Raw genomic sequence first — 21939 nt, 5'->3', positions numbered from 1 at the left:
ATGGCTTGAACGAAAAACCCGGGCATCTGCCCGGGTTTTTCTTTGGGTCTGCGCTGTGCGTGAAGGTCAGTGCAGTACCACGCGCCGCACCAGCGCCACCAGCGGCGGGCGGATCGAGCGTTCGATCACCGGCCGCAAACGCAGCGGCTTGAGCAGCATCTTGGCCGCCATGTCGATCGGCAGATGCGAGCGCACCAGTGCGCTCACGCGTGAGTTGAGTGCGCGCACGTCGGCCTCGGGCACGTCTTCTTGATCGCGTTCGATGCGCAGCACGTTGCGCAGGGCGATCATCGAATCTTCGTTCTTGATTTCGCGCAGGCGTGAGGCGAGCGCCTTGAGCACGCGCGCACGGCCGACGCCTTCGCGGGCATTGCACTCGTTGAAGAAGCGCAGGAAGTGCTTGTAGTGACGGACTTCATCCGCCGAGATGCGGCTGGCAAGGTCGCGCAGCACGGGCTCGTCGGCCTCGGTAGCGGCCTGGGCGATGGCGCGGTAGAAGGTGGCGGTGCCCATCTCGACCACGCAGCGGGCGACCATTTCCAGTGCCTGCGTCGGCTCGAACTGGTCGATCGAGCAGGTGACGGAGTATTCGTCGAAAAAGCGGGCGTAGCCGCGCTCCCAGTCAAACTCGGGCCAGACGGTCTCAACATAGCGGCGCAGGGCGTGGCCATGCTGCAGTTCTTCGCGCTCCCAGTGGGCGATCAGCCAGTGGGCGGTTTCGGGGCGATCTGCGTAGTACTCGGCAAGATTGCCTGCGTAGAGATCAGAGCCGCTCTCGACAAACGAGGCGCTGACCACGAGATAGAACAGCGTGCGGTTCTCGCGCACGCGTGCAACGTCGATGTTGCCGTAGGCGATCTCGTGGACTGTCCACGGGAGTTGTTCGCTTGCGGATCTTGCTTCCAGATGAACCTGTGACACGGCGCGTCCTCCGTTGGCGGTGCCGCAAGAAGTCGGCTGCCTTAGCATGAGAATGAAACATCACGTCTCATGTTTCAAGACACTTTTGCGTCAGTAAAGGTTCCTATAAGCAATCTTCTGCGTACAAAGTAGTGTCAGAGCTATGGCGATTGCGTCACTCGGGTGTTTTGCGCATCGGCCAGGCCTGGGCGTGCCGCAACCCATAGGTGAAGGCGCCGAGCGCGACAAGTGCCGCCGCCACCATCGCCCACTCGACTGCCGCATAGCCGCCGGAAGCCTTCCACAGCAGCGCGCCCAGCCACGGCGCACTGGCCTGTGCCAGCAGCACGGGCGTCATCATCAGGCCGTTGAGCGTGGCGTACTGGCTGCGCGAGACCAGCTCCGGCATGGCGATCGCACGCAGCATGGTGTTGATGCCGTTGGCTGCGCCGTAGACCAGCGCAAAGACGATCAACAGCGGACCGCTGGAGAGTGCCAGCACCACGAGCGCGAGCGCCATCGCCACATACGTCGCCGGAGCAATGCGCACCGGATGCGCCAGGCGAAAGCGCATCATCGCCAGCCGGCCAAGCACCTGGGCCGGGCCGATGAGCGCCGCGATCAGCAATTGGCGGCTGGTTGGTTCCCCTTTCTCGGAAAGCAACGGAATCAGGTGCGCACCGAGCACCGTGTTGGTCAGGGCGACGGCTACGAACGCCAGCACCACTGCCCAGAACACCGGCATGCGAAGCGCCAGGCGCCACGCGGAAGGCTGCGCGGGCGCTGCGGGACCGGCCGCTTCTGCCGGCGCATGCACCGGCGGCCGCACGCGCAGCCGCGCATGGATGGGCAAGCAAATCAGCAGATGCGCCAGCGCAAACAGCTGCAGCGTGTGCCGCCAGCCGATGTGCTCCACACCCCATTGCGCCAGCGGAATGCAGATCGTGCTGGAGAACCCCGCAATCAGCGTGAGGCCGATGATGGGGCGCTGGTAGGCATCGCCAAACGCCTGGCGCAGCACGACGAAGGCGGGGTCGTAGAGCGTGGTGGCCATCGCCACGCCCAGCGGCAGCCAGAGCAGGAGGAAGGCGGTTTCACCGGAGACGAGCGACCACGCCAGCAGGCTGCCCGCTGCCAGCATCGTGCCCAGGCCCATCACGCGCCGCGCGGGCCAGCGATCCAGCGCGCGCCCGACCCAGAACGAGCACAGCGCCCACACCAGCAGCCCCAGCGAGAACCCGCCCGCCAGAAACGGCCGCGCCCAGCCGAGCGTGTCGTGCATCGGCGCAAGGAAGACGGTGAAGGTGAAGTACAGCGTGCCCCACGAGACCGTTTGCGCGAGGCCGAGCAGCAAGACAAGGCGCCGGCCTTCCGGTGAGGCCGGCGAGAGCATGGGTGTCATGGAGGCTGAAGCAGTGGGCGGCAGGCCACGGGCGGGCCCACGCGCGGGGTGCGGATCATTCTAGCGGCGCGCGTCGGATTGCGCGTGCCCCGCTCGAAGGGGACGCTCAGCCTAATGGCTGCCCGCAAGCACCCGCAGGGCCGGCACATCGACAAGCTCCACTATTCGGTAATGACACCGGACCCAGCCCGCGCGCTGCCATGCCTGCAGGTATTTGGAGATCGTCTGCCGCGAGCGCGCCAGCATGCGGCCCAGCTCTTCGTTGCTGGCGGCCACGGTACGGCCATCGCCCGCCCGCGCGAGCTGCAGCAGGCGCTGGGCGAGGCGCGCGTCGGCGGGCATTTCGCTGGCGTGTTCGAACTCGTCGAAGATCAGGCGGATGCGCTGGCAGAGCTGTTGCATCAGCGCCCACATGCCGGCCGGGTAGGCGGCCACCACGCGCGCAAACGCGGCACTGCCCAACAGGATGAGCGTGGTCGGCCCCTGGGCATGCGCGCTGTGCGTACGACCGCCGCCGTCGATGAGGGCGATTTCCCCAAACCACTCGCCCGCGCGCAGTACGCCGTAGACGAGTTCGCTGCCGGCATCCGTCGTCCGGCTGATGCGTACGCGGCCGCGCACAATCAGGAACATGCCCTGTGCGGGGCCGCCGTGGGGGTGGATGCATTCGCCGTCGGGGTAGGTGATCAGGCGTGCGGCGGGCGCGATCTCGGCCAGCAGTTCGGCCGGCGCGTCACGTAACCAGCCCTGCGCGAGTTGCGCAGGCGTTGGGGCAGGGGCGGCGTGGGATGCTTCGGCAGGCATGGCGGCAGGATGCAGCGAACGGGGATCGAGCCATTGTCAAATGCTTGACAGTCTGCGTGCAAGACCCGGGCAGAGAATGGCCCGGAGTTATCCACAAGTGTTATCCACAGCAGTTATCCACAGTGGTTATCCACCGCAGTTATCCATAACAAGCCGCGCACCCATGACGCGGCACCCCAGATCTGTTCAGGCGACGAAGGAGACACCCCATGACGCACGACACCGCCCCGCGCGCGACGTTTTCCCACATGGAGCACGGCACGCGCGAAGACTGGGCTGCTATCTCGGCCGAGTTCATGCCATTTGCCCGCGCGCTGCCTGACCGCGTGCTCGCACACCTGAAGCTGCTCGACGGCGATTGCGGCGGCTTCCCGATCGACCGCCTCGCGCATTCCCTGCAGACCGCTACGCTGGCCCACCGCGACGGCCGCGACGAGGAATACGTGGTTTGCGCACTGCTGCACGACATTGGCGACACGCTGGGCAGCTTCAACCACCCGGACATCGCCGCCGCCATCCTCAAGCCCTTCGTCAGCCCCGAGAACCTGTGGATGGTCGAGAAGCACGGCATCTTCCAGGGCTACTACTTCTTCCACCACCTGGGCCTGGATCGCAACCTGCGCGAGCAATACCGCAGCCAGCCCGAGCTGTTCGAGCGCACCGCCGAGTTCTGCGCCAAATACGACGGCGCCGCCTTCATGGCCGACTACGACAACCTGCCGCTCTCCTTCTTCGAGCCGATGGTGCGCCGCGTGCTGGCCCAGCCGCGCAACTCCATCTACGTGAAAGAAGGTGAGCGCGAACTGTCCAAGCCGAAGGCCGAGGCGGCGTAACTAGGGCTTCACCACGTTCACGGGCGCGCCGGCGGCCCATGCCGCCACGTTGGCGAGCGTCGTATCCGCAATGCCCGCCAGCGCCTCGCGCGTGAAGAACGCCTGGTGCGCGGTGACGATGACGTTGGGAAATGTCAGCAGCCGCGCGAATACATCGTCTTGCAGCACATCGGCGGAGCGGTCTTCGAAGAAGAGGTCCGCTTCTTCCTCATACACGTCCAGGCCAAGGTGGCCGAGCTGGCCGATCTTGAGCGCGTCGATCAGCGCCGGGCTGTCGACCAGGCCGCCGCGGCTCGTGTTGATCAGCATCGCCCCCGTTTTCATGCTGGCGAGCGCGCTGGCGTCGATCAGGTGGTGCGTATCGGCGTTGAGCGGGCAGTGCAGGCTGACGATGTCGGATTGCGCCAGCAAGTCCGGCAGCGGTACGTAGCGCACACCCAATGCGGTAAGGGCGGTCTGCGGAAACGGATCGAACGCCAGCAATTGGCACCCGAAGCCCGCCATGATCCGCGCGAACACCTGCCCGATCTGCCCGGTGCCGACCACGCCGACGGTCTTGCCATGCAAGTCGAAGCCCAGCAGCCCATCCAGCGAGAAATCGCCCTCGCGCGTGCGGTTGCAGGCGCGGTGCAGGCGCCGGTTGAGCGTGAGGATCATGCCGACCGCGTGCTCGGCCACCGCGTACGGTGAATACGCTGGCACGCGCACCACCGTCAGCCCGAGGCGCTGGGCGGCCGCCAGATCGACGTGGTTGAAGCCCGCCGAGCGCAGGGCGATCAGCCGTGTACCGGCGGCGGCGAGCGCCGCCAGCACGTCGGCGCTCAGACAATCGTTGACGAACGGACACACCACTTCAAAGCCGGCTGCGAGCGGCGCGGTGTGCACGTCCAGGTGGGCACGCTGGAAGACCAGATCGACGTGCTGGCCGCCGCGCGCCAGGGCCTGGGCCTGAGCAACTCGGAAGCTGTCTTCGTCGTAACGGTGGCTGCTGAAGAAGAGGATGCGCATGGCGGTGGAGCGAGCGGACGTGATGCTGAAAGCTTACTCGCCCCGCGCCGGGCGCGATCATGAACAGGTGCCTAGAGGGTCAGCACGATGCGGCCATCCACCTTGCCGGCCTTCAGGTCGGCGAAAACCTGGTTGATGTTGTCGAGCTTGTCGCGGTGGATATGGGCGCGTACCAGCCCCTCGGCGGCAAACTGCAGGGATTCCTGCAAATCCCGCCGTGTGCCGACAATGGAGCCGCGCACCGTAATGCCATTGAGCACCGTGGAGAAGATCGGCAGCGGAAAATCCCCCGGCGGCAGCCCGTTGAGCGAGATCGTGCCGCCACGTCGCACCATGCCCAGCGCCTGCGCAAACGCACTGCGCGACACCGCCGTCACCAGCACGCCGTGCACGCCGCCGATCTCTTTCTGGATGACGGCAGCCGGGTCCTGCTGGCTGGCATCCACCACCAGCTTGGCGCCCAGCTCGCGCGCCAGGGCCAGTTTGTCGGGCGCCACGTCCACGGCCACCACGTGCAGGCCCATGGCAATCGCGTACTGCACCGCCACATGCCCCAGCCCGCCAATGCCGGAAATGGCAATCCACTGGCCGGGCCGCGTATCGGTCATGCGGATGCCCTTGTAGACCGTCACCCCCGCGCACAGAATGGGCGCGATCTCTTCAAAGCCGACCTGCGCCGGCAGATGGCCGACGTAGTTCGGGTCGGCCAGCACGTATTCCGCATAACCGCCGTTGACCGAGTAGCCGGTGTTCTGTTGCTCGTGGCAGAGGGTCTCCCAGCCGGAGAGACAGTGCTCGCAATGGCCGCAGGCGGTGTAGAGCCAGGGCACGCCCACGCGGTCGCCTTCCTTGACGTTGGTCACGCCTTCGCCCACGGCCGCTACATAGCCCACGCCCTCGTGCCCGGGGATGAACGGCAGGCTCGGCTTGACGGGCCAGTCGCCATCGGCGGCGTGCAGGTCGGTATGGCACACGCCCGAGGCCGCGATCTTGACGAGAATCTGGCCGCGCCCGGGTGTGGGAATCGGCACTTCCTCAATGCGCAAGGGTTCGCCAAAGGCGTGGACAACCGCCGCTTTCATTGACTGGGCCATGGGACATCTCCTGATTGGGGGAGATACCAGTCTGGTCGACGCCCGCCGGCTGCGGGTTGATGTGCATCAATGGCTGGCCGGCTGCCGGATGGCATCCGCAAGGCTGTTAGCATGCCGGCATCTCTGGCCTTTTCTGCGAGCGGTTGCCTTGCCCGTCACCCCAACTTTTCTCTGGCACGACTACGAAACCTTCGGCGCCGTGCCGCGCCGCGATCGCCCGGCGCAGTTTGCGGGCATCCGCACCGATGCCGAGCTCAACGAGATCGGCGAGCCGGTCGAGCTGTTCTGCCAACCCTCCAACGATTGGCTGCCCGATCCGGTGTCGTGCCTGATCACCGGCATCACGCCGCAGCAGTGCGCCAAGCAGGGCATTCCGGAATACCAGTTCGCACAAGCCATCGAGCGCGAACTGGGCACGCCCGGCACCATCGGCGTCGGCTACAACACCATCCGCTTTGACGACGAGGTCACGCGCCACCTGTTCTGGCGCAACCTGATCGACCCGTATGCGCGCGAGTGGCAGAACGAATGCGGCCGGTGGGATTTGCTCGACGTGGTGCGCACCACGTGGGCGCTGCGCCCTGAAGGCATCCAGTGGCCGAAGCACGAAGACGGCAAGCCGAGCTTCAAGTTGGAGCACCTCTCGCAAGCCAACGGCCTGGTGCATGAAGCCGCGCACGATGCGGTGTCCGACGTGCGCGCGACGATTGCGCTGGCGCGCCTGATCCGCAACGCGCAGCCACGCCTGTTCGATTTCTGTTTCGCGCTGCGCAAGAAAGACCGCGTGCTGGCGGAAATCGGTGATGCGGCGAAGCCGCTGCTGCACATCTCCGGCATGTATGGCGTCGATCGCGGCTGCATGGCGGTGGTGTGGCCGCTCGGCTGGCATCCGACCAACAAGAACGAACTGATCGTGTGGGACCTGGCGTTCGATCCGTCGGAGTTGTTCGACATGGACGTCGCCACCATCCGCGAGCGCATGTTCACGCGCACCGCCGATCTGACCGAAGGCACCACGCGCCTGCCCATCAAGTCGATCCACATCAACAAATCGCCCATCGTCATCAGCAATCTGAAGACGCTGCAGCCTGAGCAGGCCGCGCGCTGGGGTATCGACTTCACTGTGATCGAACAGCATGCGCACATCGCCCAGAGCGCACCGGACATGCGTGAGACCTGGCGCAAGGTCTACGCCCGCGAGCTGGAGCCGATTGAAGACGTCGACCAGAACCTCTACGGCGGCTTCGTCGGCAATGACGACCGTCGCACGCTCAACGAACTGCGCACACTCAGCGGCGAACAGCTCGCGCAACTGCACCCGGACTTCGCCGATGAACGCCTGCCGGAGTTGCTGTTCCACTATCGCGCGCGCAACTTTCCCGACACGCTCTCCGAAGAGGAATACGAACAGTGGGAACAGCTGCGTGCCGAGCGCCTGTTTGAGGGCAACGGTGGTTATCTGACCTTCGAAGCCTTTGGCGAGCGGCTCCAGCAATTGGGTGCCGAAGCCGCTGAGAGCGGCGATGTGCGCGCGCAGAACATCCTGCAAGACCTGTACGACTACGCGCAGCAGATCGTGCCGGGGTGAGCGGATTCGACACGCCGCGCGACTGTGCGCGGTGTGTCCCGCAGCGCAAGAAGGCACTCGGAGGGCGCGCGCTTCCGAGCCTTTCGTCCTTTTCCGGATCTCTCTGGCTTCGCGCTGTGCCTTTGCCCGTCACTGGGGCCGGTCGCTCAGACCCTGATGCGACGGCGTCAACGGTGTACTCAGCGATGCACGCAAACGCGGTCGTTATCGCTTAGGCCGTCGCTCTGACGGGCCGCGCGCCCGCAGGCGCGTGAGTGTGGTTCTCCATCGCGCTGCCGCACATCCAATCGCACATCAACTGAACGGTGGATGCTGCGTGACGCGCGCGCATCTGCAATGAACTTTTCATACACAGGTGGCCAGCGCGACCTAGTGTGTAGGTGCATCTATCGGCGGGCGGCAGCAAGGGTGGCTTCGCGGCGGGGCTAGTCGTTCTCGCACATGGATCGGCCGATCACGGAGAGAGAGTCCTGGCGCCGGTGATGCGAAGGGGGCCATGCAAACGTGTTCTACCGGTTTCGCGAGGCACAGTATGAAAAAAACCAATGGCAGGCGCCTGTCCCGTTTCATCTCCCTAGGTATCGCGGGTGGCGGCATGATCGCGCTCACCTGCGCGCTCGGCCCAGGCGCCCAGGCGCAAGTGCTCGGCCCGCTCGTTCAGGTGGCCGCAGGCGATCCATTCAACGCGTGTACCACTGACGATGTGCACGCACAGGAGACCGCATTCGGGAGCACCCTGTTTCCATCCACGTCGATCGAGCCATGGGTGGCGGTCGACCCGACCAACGTGTCTCGCTTGCTGGCCGGCCACCAGCAGGACCGCTGGAACGACGGCGGCTCACGCGGCCTGGTGGGCGTCGTCTCCACGGATGCGGGTAGCACCTGGGCCAATTCGATCCCACCCGGCGTGACGGCGTGTACGGGAGGAACGTTCCGTCGCGCCTCGGACCCCTGGGTCGACTTTGCGCAGGATGGAACCGCCTTCTTCATGTCGCTGGCGTTGGACCCGATGAAGCCGACCACCCCGTTTGGGGCACGCAACAGCGCAATGCTGGTGAGCCGCTCCACCGACCACGGTGCGACATGGCAACCACCGGCGACGCTGGTCCGCAGCAGCTCGCCGCATACACTCAACGACAAGAACTCGCTCACCGCAGACCCGACCGCGAATGGTTACGTCTATGCGGTGTGGGATCAGTTGAGCGTGTTCCCGGCAACCAAGGAAGGCGCGCAGTTGCTTGCGCAGAACGATGGCGTTGCCATCGCACGCGAGTTGCACAACGCCACGGCGGGCGGTGCCCCGAACTTCAAGTTCAACTTCAGCGGCCCAAGCTTCTTCGCACGATCAACCGACAACGGCGCCACCTGGAGCGCAGCGGCCCCGATTTACCAGCCGGGCACCAACAAGCAGACGATCGACAACATCGTGCGGGTGTTGCCGGATGGGACGCTGCTCGATTTCTTTACGGCGATCGGCGTCACACAGTCGGGCCTGAGCATCGGCTACATCAAGTCCACGGACAAGGGCGCGAACTGGAGCTCGCCGACGTTCGCCACCGATATTGCCGTGGTCGGCGTGGTCACGCCGGACACCGGCCAGCCGATCCGCGATGCCTCGATTCTCTACAGCATTGCCGTGAACCCGGTCAGCGGCGCCATCTATCTCGCCTGGCAGGACGCCCGTTTTTCGACCGCCAACTGCACCACGCCCACGGGGTCGATCCCGGTCGACGGCATCGTCTTTACCGAATCGGATAACGGCGGGGTCACCTGGTCGACGCCGGTGATGATCAACAAGACGCCGGTGAATGCCGCGAACCCGTGCCGGCAGCAGGCATTCATTCCTGCGGTGGTGGCATCGGGTGATGGCAAGACGGTCGTGGTGACCTACTACGACTTCCGCAACGACACGAACACGCCCGCCGGCTTCGAGGGCACTGACTATTTCGCGCTCTTCTGCTCTACGTCGACCGCGTGCACGAACCCCGCCAACTGGGGCAATGAGCAGCGACTGACAACGGCGTCGTTCAACATCCTGAATGCACCGGTGGCGCGTGGCCACTTCCTTGGCGACTACATGGGCCTGGCTGCGGCCGGCCCGACCACCGTGTATCCAGTGTTCGGCATTGCGACAGCCCCCAACGTGACAGGCGAGTTCACGCGCAAGATCACGGGATTGCCATAAGCGCAGACGCGGCGGCGACGGGAGGTCGCCGCCCGATCCGTTGCGACGCGCGTGCCTGCGAGGTCAAAGGCCATGCGTAAGCGAAGGCGGTGATCAAAAAAAAAACCGGAGGCAGAAGCCTCCGGTTGTCTTGCTGCACTTCCCCGACCATCAATCCATCAGGCCGCGCGTTGCGCCCCCGCCGGATCACGCCACTGCGTCAGCAGCTTGTTCCAGCGGATGCGTGCGGCTGCCAGGTTGGCGTCCTTCACATGGCCGAAGCCGCGGATGTCTTCCGGCAGGCGCGCCAATTCCACGGCCTGCGCCAGCTTCTGTGCCGACAGCCCCTTCACCAGCTCATCCACCAGCGCACGGTATTCGCCGATCAGCGCGCGCTCGGTGCGGCGCTCTTCGGTCTTGCCGAACACATCGAACGCCGTGCCACGCAGGCCCTTGAGCTTGGCCAGCACCTTGAAGATGCGCATCGTGTTCGGGCCGAAGCGTTTCTTGACTAGGTGGCCCTTCTCATCGTGCTTGGCCGTCATCGGCGGCGCGAGCCAGAAGTTGAGCTGGTAGTCGCGGCCGGGCTCGCCATCGAACTGCGCGCGCAGCTTGTCGAGGAACGCCGGATCGGTGTACAGGCGGGCGACTTCGTACTCGTCCTTGTACGCCATCAGCTTCGACAGGTTGCGCACCACGGCTTCGGTGAACGTGAGCGCTTGGCCAGCACCAACCACCGCCGTTTCAGCAGCACGCACACGCTCGACCACCGAGCGGAACTCGGCAGCGTACGCAGCGTTCTGGTACGCAGTCAGCAGATCGACGCGGCGGGCGATCAGCGTGTCCAGCGAGGGCAGGGCGATGACATCTGCTTTGACGCGCGGAGCATCGTCCGCCAGCTTCAGCACCGCATCGCGGTCCTGCGCGAGGTGGCGGCCCCATTCGAACGCAGTCTTGTTCTTCTCGACCGCCACGCCATTCAGTTCGATCGCGCGGATGAGCGCATCGTACGTCAGCGGAATCCAGCCCTTCTGCCACGCAAAGCCCAGCACCAATGGATTGGTGAAGATCGCGTCGCCCAGCAGGCGCACGGCCAGCGTGCTGGCGTCTTCAAACGCACAGGCGTCGCCGACGGCCGCGCGGATGTCCGCTTCGGCCGAGCTGCCCGGGAAGCGCCAGTTCGGGTTCTTGATGAAGTCCGCCGTCGGGGATGCCGCGCTGTTGACGATGGCGCGCGTCTGACCGTGTTGCACTTTCGACAGTACTTCGTCGGACGCCGAGACGATCGCATCGCAGCCGATCACGAGGTCCGCCTCGCCCATGGCGATGCGCGTGGCGTGGATCGAATCCGGACGTTCACCGATCTGCACGTGCGAGAGTACCGCACCGCCTTTCTGCGCTAGGCCTGCCATGTCGAGCACGGTCACGCCCTTGCCCTCGATGTGCGCGGCCATGCCGAGCAGGCCGCCGATGGTCACCACGCCCGTGCCGCCCACGCCGGTCACCAGCACGCCGTAGGCACGCTGGATGGCAGGCAGTTCAGGATGCGGCAGCAGCGGCAAGTCGCTCATTGACGTGCCGCGCGATTCCGGCTTGCGCACCTGCGCGCCTTCGGTCGTCACAAAGCTCGGGCAGAAGCCGTTCACGCACGAGAAATCCTTGTTGCACGACGACTGGTTGATCTTGCGTTTGGTGCCCAGCTCCGTTTCCAGCGGCTCGACCGACAGGCAGTTCGACTTGACCGAGCAATCGCCACAGCCTTCGCACACCGCGTCATTGATGAACGCACGGCGTGCCGGGTCGGCCATCGTGCCGCGCTTGCGGCGGCGGCGCTTCTCAGTCGCGCAGGTTTGATCGTAGATCAGGATGCTGGTGCCCGGCACTTCGCGCAGTTCGCGCTGGATCGCATCGAGGCGATCGCGGTGGTGCACAGTCACGCCTTCGGGCAGCTTGATGGCCGCGTTGTACTTCTCGGGTTCGTCCGTGACGATGACGATGCGCGACGTGCCTTCCGCATGCACCTGCGCAGCAATCTGCGGCACCGACAGCGGGCCATCGACCGGCTGACCGCCCGTCATGGCCACGGCGTCGTTGTAGAGGATCTTGTAGGTGATGTTCACCTTCGCCGCAATCGACGCACGAATCGCCAGCAGGCCCGAGTGGTAATACGTGCCGTCGCCCAGGTTGGCGAACACGTGCTGGTCGCCCGAGAACGGCATCTGGCCGATCCACGCCACGCCTTCGCCGCCCATCTGGCTGAAGGTGTCGGTGCGGCGGTCCATCCACACGGTCATGTAGTGGCAGCCGATGCCGGCCAGCGCGCGCGAGCCTTCCGGCACGTTGGTCGACGTGTTGTGCGGGCAGCCCGAGCAGAACCACGGCTTGCGCTCGGCGGTGATGCGCGGCTTGGCGAGCGCCTTCTCTTTGGCGTCGATGATGGCGATGCGCGAGGCAATGCGTGCACGCACATCCGACGGCAGCTCGAACTTCTCCAGCCGCGTGGCGATGGCGCGGGCGATCAGCGCGGGCGACAGCTCGTAGTGCGCCGGCAGCAGCCAGTTGGCCATCGGCACAGACCATTCGCCGCCGGCGTTGTCGCGCTCGTCGAACTTGCCGTACACGCGCGGGCGCACGTCGTCGCGGTAGTTGTACAGCTCTTCCTTCAGTTGGTATTCGAGGATCTGGCGCTTCTCTTCCACCACCAGGATCTCTTGCAGGCCTTCGGCAAACGCGCGCGCGCCGTGGGCTTCGAGCGGCCACACGCAGCCGACCTTGTACAGGCGGATGCCGATGCGGCGGCAGGTTTCCTCGTCGAGGCCGAGGTCGACCAGCGCCTGGCGCACGTCCAGGTAGGCCTTGCCGGCGGTCATGATGCCGAAGCGCGCCTGCGGCGAATCGAGCACCACGCGGTCGAGCTTGTTGGCACGCACGTACGACAGGCCGGCGTACCACTTGTAGTCGAGCAGGCGCGCTTCCTGCACCAGCGGCGGATCGGGCCAGCGGATGTTCAGGCCGCCCTGCGGCATGATGAAATCTTCCGGCAGGATGATCTCGGCGCGATGTGGGTCGACGTCGACCGACGCGGACGATTCCACCACGTCCGTCACGCACTTCATCGACACCCACAGACCGGAGTAGCGGCTCATCGCCCAGCCGTGCAGGCCGTAGTCGAGGTACTCCTGCACGTTCGACGGATACAGCACCGGAATGCCGGCCGCCTTGAAGACGTGCTCCGACTGGTGCGCCAGCGTCGAGGATTTGCAGGCATGGTCGTCACCGGCCAGCACCAGCACCCCGCCGTGCGCGGACGAGCCGGCCGAGTTGGCGTGCTTGAACACGTCGATGGTGCGGTCCACACCCGGGCCCTTGCCGTACCACATGCCGTACACGCCGCTGAACTTGGCCGACGGATACAGATTGACCTGCTGGGAGCCCCAGACCGCCGTGGCGGCCAGGTCTTCATTGAGCCCCGCCTGGAAAACGATGTTGTGCCCGGCCAGATGCTTCTTGGCCTTCCACAAGGCCTGGTCCAGCGCGCCCAGCGGCGAGCCGCGGTAGCCGGAGATGAAGCCTGCGGTGTTCAGCCCGGCCGCGCGGTCGCGCTCCTGCTGCAGCATCGGCAGACGCACCAGTGCCTGCGTGCCGCTGATATAGATGCGGCCACGCTCGAGCGTGTACTTGTCGTCCAGGGAAACGGTTTCGAGCGCGCGGCGTAGCGCGTCGTTCAGAGGGGCATTCATGCGTGCTCCGTGTGGGTGTGCCGGGATCACCAGCAGCAGGTCTCTTTTGGTGCCGCCTGCGCCGCTTCTTGTGGAAGCTGGCAGACAGCGATGGATCGCGGCATCGTAGCACCGCGTGACATTCCCAACACCGTGCAACGCAGCAAGAATGGGGCGGGGTTTTCCCGAGGTTGCGGCGCTTTCGGCACAGATGTGGCGCATTGGCAGGACCGGCGGCGCGGATGTTGCGCCGCATGCAAAGTGGCGCGACGAAGCCGCTGCGTGCGATTCGAATTGGCAAACTTCGGTCAAGAAGTAGGGCGTGCGTCACCTTGTCTCTGGACTTTCCCTACCACCGCCGCCATCCTGCGCAGTTACGTCCTGAAAACCCCATTCCAGACCATGTCCCGCACCCAACCCACTCGCGCTCAGCGCCGGCAAGCACTGCCGGTGGCCTGCACGCGCGTGCGTTGTGGCGCGGGGCATGACCTCCCGCCCGCGCACGCTGCCCTCCGGCACTTCCTGCTCGCCCGGCTTTCGTAAGCCGTGCGGGGCGCCGCCCATCTGGCGCCTCTGCCCCGTACGGCCACTTTCGCTTTCTCCCCGTCTTTAACGCTGGTCTGGCGCTGCATCTACACGATGGGCGCCGGCACCGGTTCGTCCGCCATCTGCCGGCTGATCGTTGATCGCCAAGTTGCCGGGCGCAGGAATCGCCATGGAACTCACACAGAACTTCATCAAGGCCAAACAGCCTTGCGCGGCTGGCTATCGCTGGTACATCCGCAACCGCCACAACGGCACTGACTACCAACACCTGCTCGACAGCCTCGTGCGCGAAGGTCGCATTACCGATGCGATCTGGTTGCTCGACAACTTTGGCCCGACCGATGCCGTGCTCGAAGCCGACGACATCGAAGCCGATGCGCTCATCTTTGCCGGCACGATCATCGTGCGCGGCGGCATCCACGTCGATGGCGTGCTGCGCGCGGGGCAGGCTATCCGTGCGGGCGGTGGTGTGCGCGCGGGCGAGTCCATCACCACGGGCGGCGATTTCGAAGCCAAGGCTGGCCTCTACTGCGACGGCACTGTGCATGTGGGCGGCGACCTCCGCGTCGGCTGGAGCGTGACGGCTGCCGGTGCGCTGCACTGTGGCGGCGTGGTGCGCGTGCACCGTGACTTGCATTGCGACGCCGACATCGACGTGGCGGACGACTTGCTCATCGGCGAGGCGCTGGCCGTACGCGGCAGCGTGCACGTGGGCAAGGGCCTGCGCGCTGGCGGCGAGGTGATCAGCGAGGCCGGCATCGTCAGCGCGAACGGCATTCTCGCGGGCGCTGACTTACGCGCGCATACGCACCTGGAGGCCGGTTGGGGCATCAAGGCCTGGGGTGATATCGAAGCCGGCGGCGCCATCCGCGCGGGCGAGGGCGTTGAGGCTGGCGGCGTGATCGTTGCCGGGCCGGGCTACGGCATTCACGCAGGCCTGAACGTGCGCATGGACGATTGGCCTGCCAGTGCCCGCATCGTGGCGGTCGAGCCTCCGGCACGGCTCATCAGCGGCCACTGGGCGGAGGCCGCATGAGCACCGTACTGACCCTGCCCATGTCGTCACTGGCATTGCCGACGCTGGCATCGATGGTGCAATCGCTGCGTCGGTGGCTTGCGCCGCTCGGCCTGCGTACCGACGTCGACTTCAACAACGAAGACATCGAGCGCGAACTCGACGCGCTGTATGAGCGCATGCAGACGCCCGGCACGCCGCTGCATGGCATGACGTTCGATGACGGCACCCTACCGGGCTTCCGCATTCACACGCGCGAGGCCGATGGTGAGACCTATGTCTATGTCGAAGACGTGGCGGCGCGCCGCCTGGCCGGCTACACGGTCTTCAACCGCCTGATTGAGCTGGACAAGCGCGCGGATCGCTATCTGCGTTCGCCGCACTCGAAGTACGCGTTGGCGTACCAGCGGCGCGGGCTGGCCTCGACCGTATTCCGGCGCGCGCTCGACGGTGGGATGTGTCTGATGAGCGGCGCGCGTCAGTCCGTCGGGGTGCATGGGGTGTGGCAGTCGCTCGCCAGGCGCTATCCATCGGGGTATGTGGAGGTGCGCGACAAGCGCCTGCGCTACCTGGGCGACCATGTGGATGACGTCGTGCTGGAGGCCCTGCACACGCGGCGCGTGCTGCTGGGGGCGGGCTGGAGCTTGGCCGAGCTGGCCGCCGCCACGAGGATGGTCGTCTGACTGGGGGCCCGGTGCGTAGCAGATCCTATGCGGCGACCTCCTCAATCACGCGCTGCATCTGCAAGACCAGTCCGTCCATCGCTTCGGCGGGCACATTGCCGTAGCCGAGCACCAGGCCGTTGTACTGCGCGGTCAGCGTGCCCGGCAGGCAGAAGCGCGACAGCGGCCGCAGCACCATCCCCTGCGCGCGGGCGGCAACGCTCACATCCACGTCGCGTACCGGCGCGTCGAGCCGCGTCGACAGGTGCATGCCACCGGCGCCGCCCGAGACGGTCACCACACCGTGCAGGTGCCGCTCAAGCGCGGCCTGCAACGCATCGCGACGCTCGCCGTACAGGCGTCGCATGCGCCGCAGATGCCGCGTGAAGTGGCCCGTTTCAATGAACTCCGCCAGCGCCAGCTGATCGGCTACGCGTCCGCGCAGCATCAGCGCGCCGGCTGCCGGGCGTAGCACGGTGGCCAATGCCGGCGGCACGACCATGTAGCCGAGACGCAGCGCCGGAAACAGCATCTTGCTGAAGGTGCCCAGGTAGACCACCGGCGCATCTGCAGTCAGGCCCTGCACCGCAGACAGCGGCGCACCGCTGTGACGGAACTCGCTGTCGTAGTCGTCTTCGATGATCCACGCACCCACGGCGCGTGCCTGCTGGATTAGTGCGAGGCGCCGCTCCAGGCTCATCACCGAGCCCAGCGGGTACTGGTGCGACGGTGTGATGTAGATCAGCTTGGGCGGCGTGTCGCGCCAGTCTTCGGGGCGCGGGGCGAGGCCATCGGCATCAATGCCGATCGGCACCAGCCGCAGGTCCGCCGCCCGCATGGAGGCGCGTGCGCCGTAGTAGCCGGGGTTCTCGATCCAGGCAATGTCGCCGGCATCGGCCAGTGCGCGGGCGCACAGGTCCAGGCTGTTCTGCGTGCCATCGGTGATGAACACCTGCGCGGCTTCGCACCGCACGCCGCGCGAGACGCGCAGATACTCCGCCACGGCCTGACGCAGCGCCACGTTGCCTTCCACCTGCCCGTAGCCCATCTGTGCCGGCCCGACGCGGCGCCATGCCCGCTCCATGCAGCGCCGCCACTGCGCGAGCGGAAACTCATCCAGCGCGGGCGTACCCGGCAGGAAGGGCAGCAGATCGCTCATCTCGCCGCTTGGGCGCTCCAGCCCGGTAACGCGGCGCGACAACGCAGGCGGCGCTTCCGGCGCTTGTGTCGGGGCCTGCTGCAGGCCCACGCGTGCGACCACCGTGCCTTGTCGGCGGCTGAGCACAAAGCCCTCCGCTGCCAGCTGTTCGTACGCATATAGCACCGAGTTGCGTGCCATGCCCAGCTCTTCCGCCAATGAGCGCGATGAAGCCAACCGCGTGCCTTCCTCAATCTGCCCACTCAGGATGGCCGTGCGCAGGCAAGCGTACAACCGATGCTGCTGCGAGGGTCGTGCACCGCTCTCGGCTTTGCCGCGCGCAGCGGTTCGCTCGTAGTTCGACAGCAAGACGCCGTAGTCCATCCTGGCTCCAAGGTTCTGCATTTCTGTGGGTCTACGCATGGTGCCACGGTTTTCTTATCGTCGGCGGATTGATGACCTATTCGGAGCTTTGCCATGACGACCACTGCTGCCACCCCGCCCACCGATCGCACGCGCGTGAACCGTGTCGCCCGACGTGGCCACTACGATGCCGCCACGCTGCACGCCATCCTGGACGCTGCCTACGTCTGCCACATGGCCTTTGCCGATGAGCACGGCGTGCATTGCATTCCCACCGCATGCTGGCGCGAAGGCGACCACCTTTACGTGCATGGTTCCAACGGCAGCCGCATGCTCAAGCTGGCGGCCAGCGGTGCGCAGGTGTGCGTGACGGTCACGCATATCGACGGGCTGGTGCTGGCGCGCTCGGCGTTCAACCATTCGATGAACTATCGGTCGGCCGTTATCTACGGCGCGTTCGAGGTGGTGCCCGACGAGCAGAAGCCCGCCACGCTCGACGCTTTCATGGAGACCCTGGCCCCCGGACGCTCGAAAGAGGCGCGTCCCGGCAATGCCAAGGAATTGGCGGCCACCACCGTGCTGCGCATTCCGCTGGACGAAGCCGCGTGCAAGATCCGCACGGGCGGTCCGAAGGACGACGCAGAAGACCTCGCGTTGCCCGTATGGGCGGGCGTGCTGCCGATGGCGTTGCTGCCGCTCGCGCCGGTGGTGGACGGCGCACCGGCCGGTACGCCGGACTATGTACGCGAGTGGAAAGTCACCGCCCGTGTTCCCGCAGAAGAAGTGACGCCATGACCACCGCCGTCGGCACCGCCACAACCGGAAGCCCGGCGCGCACCGCCTGGCTGCTGCTCGGCGTGGTCGCGCTGGCCTGGGGGATCAACTGGCCGGTCGGCAAGGCCATGCTGGCGTACCTGCCGCCGATCTGGGTGGTGGCGTTGCGCTCCGCCGTGGGCACGCTTGCGCTGCTGGTGATCTGTCTGTCGCGCGGGCGGTTGGTAATACCGAAGCGCGGCGACATTCCGGTCATCCTGAGTGTCGGGGTGCTGCATATGACGGCGTTCTCGGCGCTGGTCAGCCTCGGGCTGCAGTTCGTGCCGGCGGGGCGCTCGGTGGTGCTGGCGTATACCACGCCGCTGTGGGTGGTGCCGGGGGCGTGGCTGCTGCTCGGCGAGCCGCTGACCGGACGGCGCCTGTTCGGTGTCGGGCTGGGGCTGTTGGGGTTGCTGCTGATCTTCAATCCGCTGACGTTTGATTGGCATGCGGGGCGTGCCGTGTTTGGCGATGGCTTGGTGATGCTGGCGGCGCTGTGCTGGGCGGCGAGCATTCTGTACGTCCGCTCGCACAAGTGGGTGACGCCGCCGTTTGAGTTGGTGTTCTGGCAGGCGTTGCTGGCGACCGTGCTGTTGGTGCCGCTGGCGTTTTTGCACGATGGTGCGCCGTCGATTGACTGGCAGCCTTCGTTGATGGGGTTGCTGCTTTACGGTGGTGTGTTTGGGATTGCGTTGGCGTATTGGGCGGTTACCACGGTCAATCGGATGTTGCCGGCTACGACGACCTCGCTAGGGTTGCTGGGGGTGCCGGTGTTTGGGATTGTTTGCTCTGCTGTGGCACTGGGGGAGGCTGTCAGTGCTGCGTTGTTTGGGGGCGATGGGGTTGATTCTGGCGGGGATATTGGTGGGGGCTTTGGGGAAGCGTTCTTAGGTTTGGTTTTGTATTGGTCCTGGTGGTGCATCCCTGTTTCGTACCCTGCCGGGCACGACTCACTTTTCTTTGTCTTGCCAAAGAAAAGTAAGGGCGGTTTCAAGTAGCAAGTGCAACACGTTATCTAGGATGTGTTGCATGGGACAAGACTACGAACACCTGAGCGCCGAAGAGCGTGGCGCGATCTTCGCGATGAAGCTGGAGGACAGGAGCATGCGGGAGATTGCGCGTGCACTGCAACGCTCACCGAGCACGATCAGCCGGGAGCTTCGGCGCAACGGCTGGAAACCGGAACATGAGCGCGGTCCGATGGGGCGCCCCACGATAGCCGGTGGCTACAATGCGGTGCGCGCTGGCCGGCGGGCCTCCAAGTTGCGACGTAAGCCACGTCGCGAACGCAAGCTGCACCGGCAAGGCAAACTGTGGCCTGAGGTCCGCCAGTACTTGGAGAGAGGCTTCTCGCCGGAGCAGGTGGCTGCGCAGCTCAAACGTGTCCATCCCGGCGAACCCGCTTTGAACGTCTCGCACGAAACGATCTATCACGCCATCTACGCCGCTCCACGCGGTGCTCTGCGGCGCGAGTTGGTCAGCCTGCTGCGGCAGGCGCACGGTGCTCGCAAGCCGCGCTCGCGCGGGCAAGATCGGCGTGGGCAGCTCACCGACATGGTGAGCATTCATGTGCGCCCGCCAGAGGCTAACGACCGGCTGATTCCGGGGCACTGGGAGGGCGACCTGATCAAAGGTGCTGGTAACCGTTCGGCAGTGGGCACGCTCATCGACCGCAGCACCTTGTTCGTGATGCTGGTGAAGATCGACGGCAGTACAGCCGAGGCTGCTTTGCAGGCCTATAGCGCGGCGTTCGCTCCTCTGCCGGAGGAGTTGCGCAAGACTCTGACCTATGACCAGGGCAAGGAAATGGCGCTGCACAGCAAGCTCGCCGAGGCGACTGGCATCCGGATCTACTTCTGTGATCCACACAGCCCCTGGCAGCGCGGCATCTGTGAGAACACCAATGGCCTGCTGCGCCAGTACTTGCCAAAGGGAGCGGACCTGTCGGTGCTCTCACAGCGTCAGCTTGACGCGATCGCGTTGCTGATGAACACCCGACCACGCAAGACGCTCGGCTGGCGCACACCTGCAGAAGCCTTCATTGAGAACTGCGCCAAGCAGGGCATTGTGATTGACCCCGCTGTTGCACTTGGGGCTTGAAACCGCCAAGCAAAAGAAAGGCGCGCCCGAGATGGCGACCCCCTCCTTGGATTTTCGTAAGCGGGCGGAGACGGGAAAAACTCGCTTCGCTCAAACAGTTTCCCGTCTTTTTTCCGCCCGCTTACGAAAATTCAAGGCGCCATCAAGGGCAGGAAAATCAAAGGCCAAACCGACGGTGAACGAAGGCGAGCGTCAGGACTCGGTCGGTGCGTGGTGCGTGGTGCGTGGTGCGTGGTGCGTGGTGCGTGGTGCGGAACGCGAGTGCGAGTGCGAGGCTGGCGGCTGGCAGCGCGCAATTGGGAACACAAGACGAAGTAGCGCACTGGCAATCGATGGTGTGCTTTACCCCTGCCCTAGATGGCGCCTTGAATTTCTGTTGCAGGGAGGAAAAAGAGAGGAGGCTGTTTGAGCGAAGCGAGTTTGCCTCCTCTCCCTCCCTGCGACAGAAATTCAAGGGGAAGTCGCTATCTCGGGCGCGCCTCTCTTTGCTTACTTTTCTCTGGCAAGACAGAGAAAGTGAGTCGGCCCCGGCAGGGGACGAAACACCAGATGCACCACAAACAAAAAATCAGTGCACCAACTGGTTGATCTCAATGATGGGCATCAACACAGCCAACACGATCAGCAGCACAACCACACCCATCGTCAGAATCAGCGCAGGTTCCAGCAGCCCAGTCAGGAACAGGGTGCGTCGCTCAAGCTCCTGAGCCTCACCCTGTGCAGCCCGTTCCAACATCGCGGGCAAATTCCCCGTTGCCTCGCCAGAGCGAATCAAATGCACCAGCACAGGCGGAAACTGATTCTGCGCCGCCAACGCCCGCGCCAGCGACGTCCCCTCCCGCACCCGCGTAGACGCATCTTCCACGTTGGTCTTGAGCGCTACATTGTTCAGCGTCTCCCCCGCCGCCTGCAGCCCCCGCAAGATCGGCACACCCGCACTGGTCAGAATCGCCAGCGTGCTGGCAAACCGCGCCGTGTTGTAGCCCCGCACGAGCTTGCCGAACAGCGGTGCCGTCAGCAGCCACTTGTGCCACGACAGCTGCAGCGCGGGCTGCTTGAGCAGGTTGCGGATCAGCACCCCGATCGCCACCAGCACGATCGCCGCCAGCCACCCCCAGTTGCGCACGAAGTCTGAGAGCCACAGCATTACGATGGTCAGCGTCGGCAGCTTCTGCTTGGTGTTGGCAAACACGCTCACCACCTGCGGCACCACGTACGACAGCAGGAAGATCACGATCGCAAACGCCACCACCGTGACGATGGCGGGGTAGGTGAATGCCAGCTTGATCTTCGAGGTGAGTGCGTTGCGGCTCTCGATGTAGTCGGCCAGGCGCGTGAGCACGAGACCCAGGTTGCCCGAGTGCTCCCCCGCCGAAACGAGTGCGCGGTAGATGTCCGGAAAATCCTTCGGGTGCTGCGCCAGCGCCACCGACAGCGAACTGCCGCCCACGACTTCCGCGCGGATGGCGGCGAGCAGTTCGCCCACGTAGGCGCGTTCGGCCTGGTCCGCCAGCGCAGCCAGAGCTTCGTCGAGTGGCAGTCCGGCCACCAGCAGGCTGGCGAGCTGGCGTGTGATCAGTGCGTTTTCCTGCGCGGAGAGCCGCTTGCCGAAGCTCGCCCCGCTGCGCTTGGTGGCCTGTGCGCCCAGCGCGTCGACCAGCAGCGGCGTGAGCCCACGGGCGCGCAGCAGCGTACGCGCCTGACGCGCGCTGTCGGCTTCGATGACACCCTTGTCGGTTTTGCCGGCGGCGTCGGCGGCTTCGTAGCGGAAGGCTGGCATGGCAAATCGT

17 protein-coding genes are annotated in these 21939 nt (G+C 65.4%); 9 read left to right on the top strand and 8 right to left on the bottom strand.

Annotation, left to right across the window (positions count from 1 at the left end):
• Positions 1-66 precede the first annotated feature (66 nt).
• The 3 genes from ACS13N_RS06275 to ACS13N_RS06265 all read right to left on the bottom strand — a co-directional run bounded on the left by ACS13N_RS06275 (position 67) and on the right by ACS13N_RS06265 (position 3106).
• The gene (locus ACS13N_RS06275; RefSeq protein WP_438930852.1) at positions 67-969 is read right to left on the bottom strand and encodes a ferritin-like domain-containing protein; all 903 of its coding nucleotides are present in this window, start codon (positions 967-969) and stop codon (positions 67-69) included.
• 106 nt (positions 970-1075) lie between these two features.
• Positions 1076-2302: an MFS transporter gene (locus tag ACS13N_RS06270; RefSeq protein ID WP_438930851.1), complete on the bottom strand. Its 1227-nt coding sequence runs from the start codon at positions 2300-2302 to the stop codon at positions 1076-1078.
• A gap of 111 nt (positions 2303-2413) precedes the next feature.
• Complete coding sequence (locus ACS13N_RS06265) at positions 2414-3106, bottom strand: Crp/Fnr family transcriptional regulator (RefSeq protein ID WP_438930850.1); 693 nt, start codon at positions 3104-3106, stop codon at positions 2414-2416.
• A gap of 209 nt (positions 3107-3315) precedes the next feature.
• Between ACS13N_RS06265 and ACS13N_RS06260 the strand changes: the two genes are divergently transcribed.
• Positions 3316-3939: an HD domain-containing protein gene (locus ACS13N_RS06260; protein ID WP_021197259.1), complete on the top strand. Its 624-nt coding sequence runs from the start codon at positions 3316-3318 to the stop codon at positions 3937-3939.
• Here ACS13N_RS06260 and ACS13N_RS06255 read toward each other — a convergent pair whose 3' ends face one another.
• Together ACS13N_RS06255 and adhP are read right to left on the bottom strand one after the other, a co-directional pair.
• On the bottom strand, positions 3940-4947 hold the full coding sequence (locus ACS13N_RS06255; RefSeq protein ID WP_438930849.1) for a 2-hydroxyacid dehydrogenase: 1008 nt from the start codon (positions 4945-4947) through the stop codon (positions 3940-3942).
• 71 nt (positions 4948-5018) lie between these two features.
• Positions 5019-6041, bottom strand: a complete 1023-nt coding sequence (gene adhP, locus ACS13N_RS06250; RefSeq protein ID WP_438930848.1) for an alcohol dehydrogenase AdhP — start codon at positions 6039-6041, stop codon at positions 5019-5021.
• Positions 6042-6189: 148 nt separating this feature from the next.
• Between adhP and sbcB the strand changes: the two genes are divergently transcribed.
• Both sbcB and ACS13N_RS06240 read left to right on the top strand, forming a co-directional pair.
• A complete protein-coding gene (gene sbcB, locus ACS13N_RS06245) occupies positions 6190-7629 on the top strand; it encodes an exodeoxyribonuclease I (protein WP_438930847.1) in 1440 nt (479 codons plus the stop codon).
• Positions 7630-8224: 595 nt separating this feature from the next.
• Positions 8225-9814 carry a sialidase family protein gene (locus ACS13N_RS06240; RefSeq protein ID WP_438930846.1) on the top strand — a complete coding sequence of 530 codons (1590 nt, stop codon included), beginning with the start codon at positions 8225-8227 and terminating at the stop codon, positions 9812-9814.
• 158 nt (positions 9815-9972) lie between these two features.
• Here the strand turns inward: ACS13N_RS06240 and ACS13N_RS06235 are convergent, their stop codons facing one another.
• Entirely contained in the window at positions 9973-13533 is a 3561-nt protein-coding gene (locus tag ACS13N_RS06235; protein ID WP_438930845.1) for an indolepyruvate ferredoxin oxidoreductase family protein, read from the bottom strand.
• 694 nt (positions 13534-14227) lie between these two features.
• Here ACS13N_RS06235 and ACS13N_RS06230 point away from each other — a divergent pair.
• Positions 14228-15094, top strand: a complete 867-nt coding sequence (locus ACS13N_RS06230) for a hypothetical protein (RefSeq protein ID WP_438930844.1) — start codon at positions 14228-14230, stop codon at positions 15092-15094.
• Positions 15091-15756 carry an N-acetyltransferase gene (locus ACS13N_RS06225; protein ID WP_438930843.1) on the top strand — a complete coding sequence of 222 codons (666 nt, stop codon included), beginning with the start codon at positions 15091-15093 and terminating at the stop codon, positions 15754-15756. Before ACS13N_RS06230 ends, ACS13N_RS06225 begins: the two co-directional genes overlap by 4 nt.
• A 25-nt stretch (positions 15757-15781) precedes the next feature.
• Here ACS13N_RS06225 and ACS13N_RS06220 read toward each other — a convergent pair whose 3' ends face one another.
• Positions 15782-17257, bottom strand: a complete 1476-nt coding sequence (locus tag ACS13N_RS06220; RefSeq protein WP_438930842.1) for a PLP-dependent aminotransferase family protein — start codon at positions 17255-17257, stop codon at positions 15782-15784.
• 93 nt (positions 17258-17350) lie between these two features.
• Between ACS13N_RS06220 and ACS13N_RS06215 the strand changes: the two genes are divergently transcribed.
• From ACS13N_RS06215 to ACS13N_RS06200, 4 genes are read left to right on the top strand one after another with little or no spacing between them, the layout of a single operon-like run.
• On the top strand, positions 17351-18031 hold the full coding sequence (locus ACS13N_RS06215; RefSeq protein ID WP_438930841.1) for a pyridoxamine 5'-phosphate oxidase family protein: 681 nt from the start codon (positions 17351-17353) through the stop codon (positions 18029-18031).
• Positions 18028-19047: a DMT family transporter gene (locus tag ACS13N_RS06210; RefSeq protein ID WP_438930840.1), complete on the top strand. Its 1020-nt coding sequence runs from the start codon at positions 18028-18030 to the stop codon at positions 19045-19047. The genes ACS13N_RS06215 and ACS13N_RS06210 overlap by 4 nt, the downstream gene beginning before the upstream one ends.
• 31 nt (positions 19048-19078) lie before the next feature.
• Positions 19079-20149 carry an IS30 family transposase gene (locus tag ACS13N_RS06205; protein ID WP_438930839.1) on the top strand — a complete coding sequence of 357 codons (1071 nt, stop codon included), beginning with the start codon at positions 19079-19081 and terminating at the stop codon, positions 20147-20149.
• On the top strand, positions 20121-20558 hold the full coding sequence (locus ACS13N_RS06200; protein WP_438930838.1) for a hypothetical protein: 438 nt from the start codon (positions 20121-20123) through the stop codon (positions 20556-20558). Before ACS13N_RS06205 ends, ACS13N_RS06200 begins: the two co-directional genes overlap by 29 nt.
• A gap of 159 nt (positions 20559-20717) precedes the next feature.
• Here ACS13N_RS06200 and gspF read toward each other — a convergent pair whose 3' ends face one another.
• Positions 20718-21929 (bottom strand): type II secretion system inner membrane protein GspF, encoded by a 1212-nt coding sequence (gspF, locus tag ACS13N_RS06195; protein ID WP_438930837.1) that lies wholly within the window; start codon positions 21927-21929, stop codon positions 20718-20720.
• Positions 21930-21939: the final 10 nt, after the last annotated feature.

Source organism: Ralstonia sp. 24A2 (genome assembly GCF_051783885.1).
Classification (GTDB): Bacteria; Pseudomonadota; Gammaproteobacteria; order Burkholderiales; family Burkholderiaceae; genus Ralstonia.
This window is presented reverse-complemented; position numbering and strand designations above follow the sequence as displayed.

Bases quoted from the DNA above. Each gene is read 5' to 3' on its own strand.
- ACS13N_RS06275 (WP_438930852.1), bottom strand. From the start codon at position 969: ATGCTAAGGCAGCCGACTTCTTGCGGCACCGCCAACGGAGGACGCGCC.
- ACS13N_RS06270 (WP_438930851.1), bottom strand. From the start codon at position 2,302: ATGACACCCATGCTCTCGCCGGCCTCACCGGAAGGCCGGCGCCTTGTC.
- ACS13N_RS06265 (WP_438930850.1), bottom strand. From the start codon at position 3,106: ATGCCTGCCGAAGCATCCCACGCCGCCCCTGCCCCAACGCCTGCGCAA.
- ACS13N_RS06260 (WP_021197259.1), top strand. From the start codon at position 3,316: ATGACGCACGACACCGCCCCGCGCGCGACGTTTTCCCACATGGAGCAC.
- ACS13N_RS06255 (WP_438930849.1), bottom strand. From the start codon at position 4,947: ATGCGCATCCTCTTCTTCAGCAGCCACCGTTACGACGAAGACAGCTTC.
- adhP (WP_438930848.1), bottom strand. From the start codon at position 6,041: ATGGCCCAGTCAATGAAAGCGGCGGTTGTCCACGCCTTTGGCGAACCC.
- ACS13N_RS06240 (WP_438930846.1), top strand. From the start codon at position 8,225: ATGATCGCGCTCACCTGCGCGCTCGGCCCAGGCGCCCAGGCGCAAGTG.
- ACS13N_RS06235 (WP_438930845.1), bottom strand. From the start codon at position 13,533: ATGAATGCCCCTCTGAACGACGCGCTACGCCGCGCGCTCGAAACCGTT.
- ACS13N_RS06230 (WP_438930844.1), top strand. From the start codon at position 14,228: ATGGAACTCACACAGAACTTCATCAAGGCCAAACAGCCTTGCGCGGCT.
- ACS13N_RS06225 (WP_438930843.1), top strand. From the start codon at position 15,091: ATGAGCACCGTACTGACCCTGCCCATGTCGTCACTGGCATTGCCGACG.
- ACS13N_RS06220 (WP_438930842.1), bottom strand. From the start codon at position 17,257: ATGGACTACGGCGTCTTGCTGTCGAACTACGAGCGAACCGCTGCGCGC.
- ACS13N_RS06215 (WP_438930841.1), top strand. From the start codon at position 17,351: ATGACGACCACTGCTGCCACCCCGCCCACCGATCGCACGCGCGTGAAC.
- ACS13N_RS06210 (WP_438930840.1), top strand. From the start codon at position 18,028: ATGACCACCGCCGTCGGCACCGCCACAACCGGAAGCCCGGCGCGCACC.
- ACS13N_RS06205 (WP_438930839.1), top strand. From the start codon at position 19,079: ATGGGACAAGACTACGAACACCTGAGCGCCGAAGAGCGTGGCGCGATC.
- gspF (WP_438930837.1), bottom strand. From the start codon at position 21,929: ATGCCAGCCTTCCGCTACGAAGCCGCCGACGCCGCCGGCAAAACCGAC.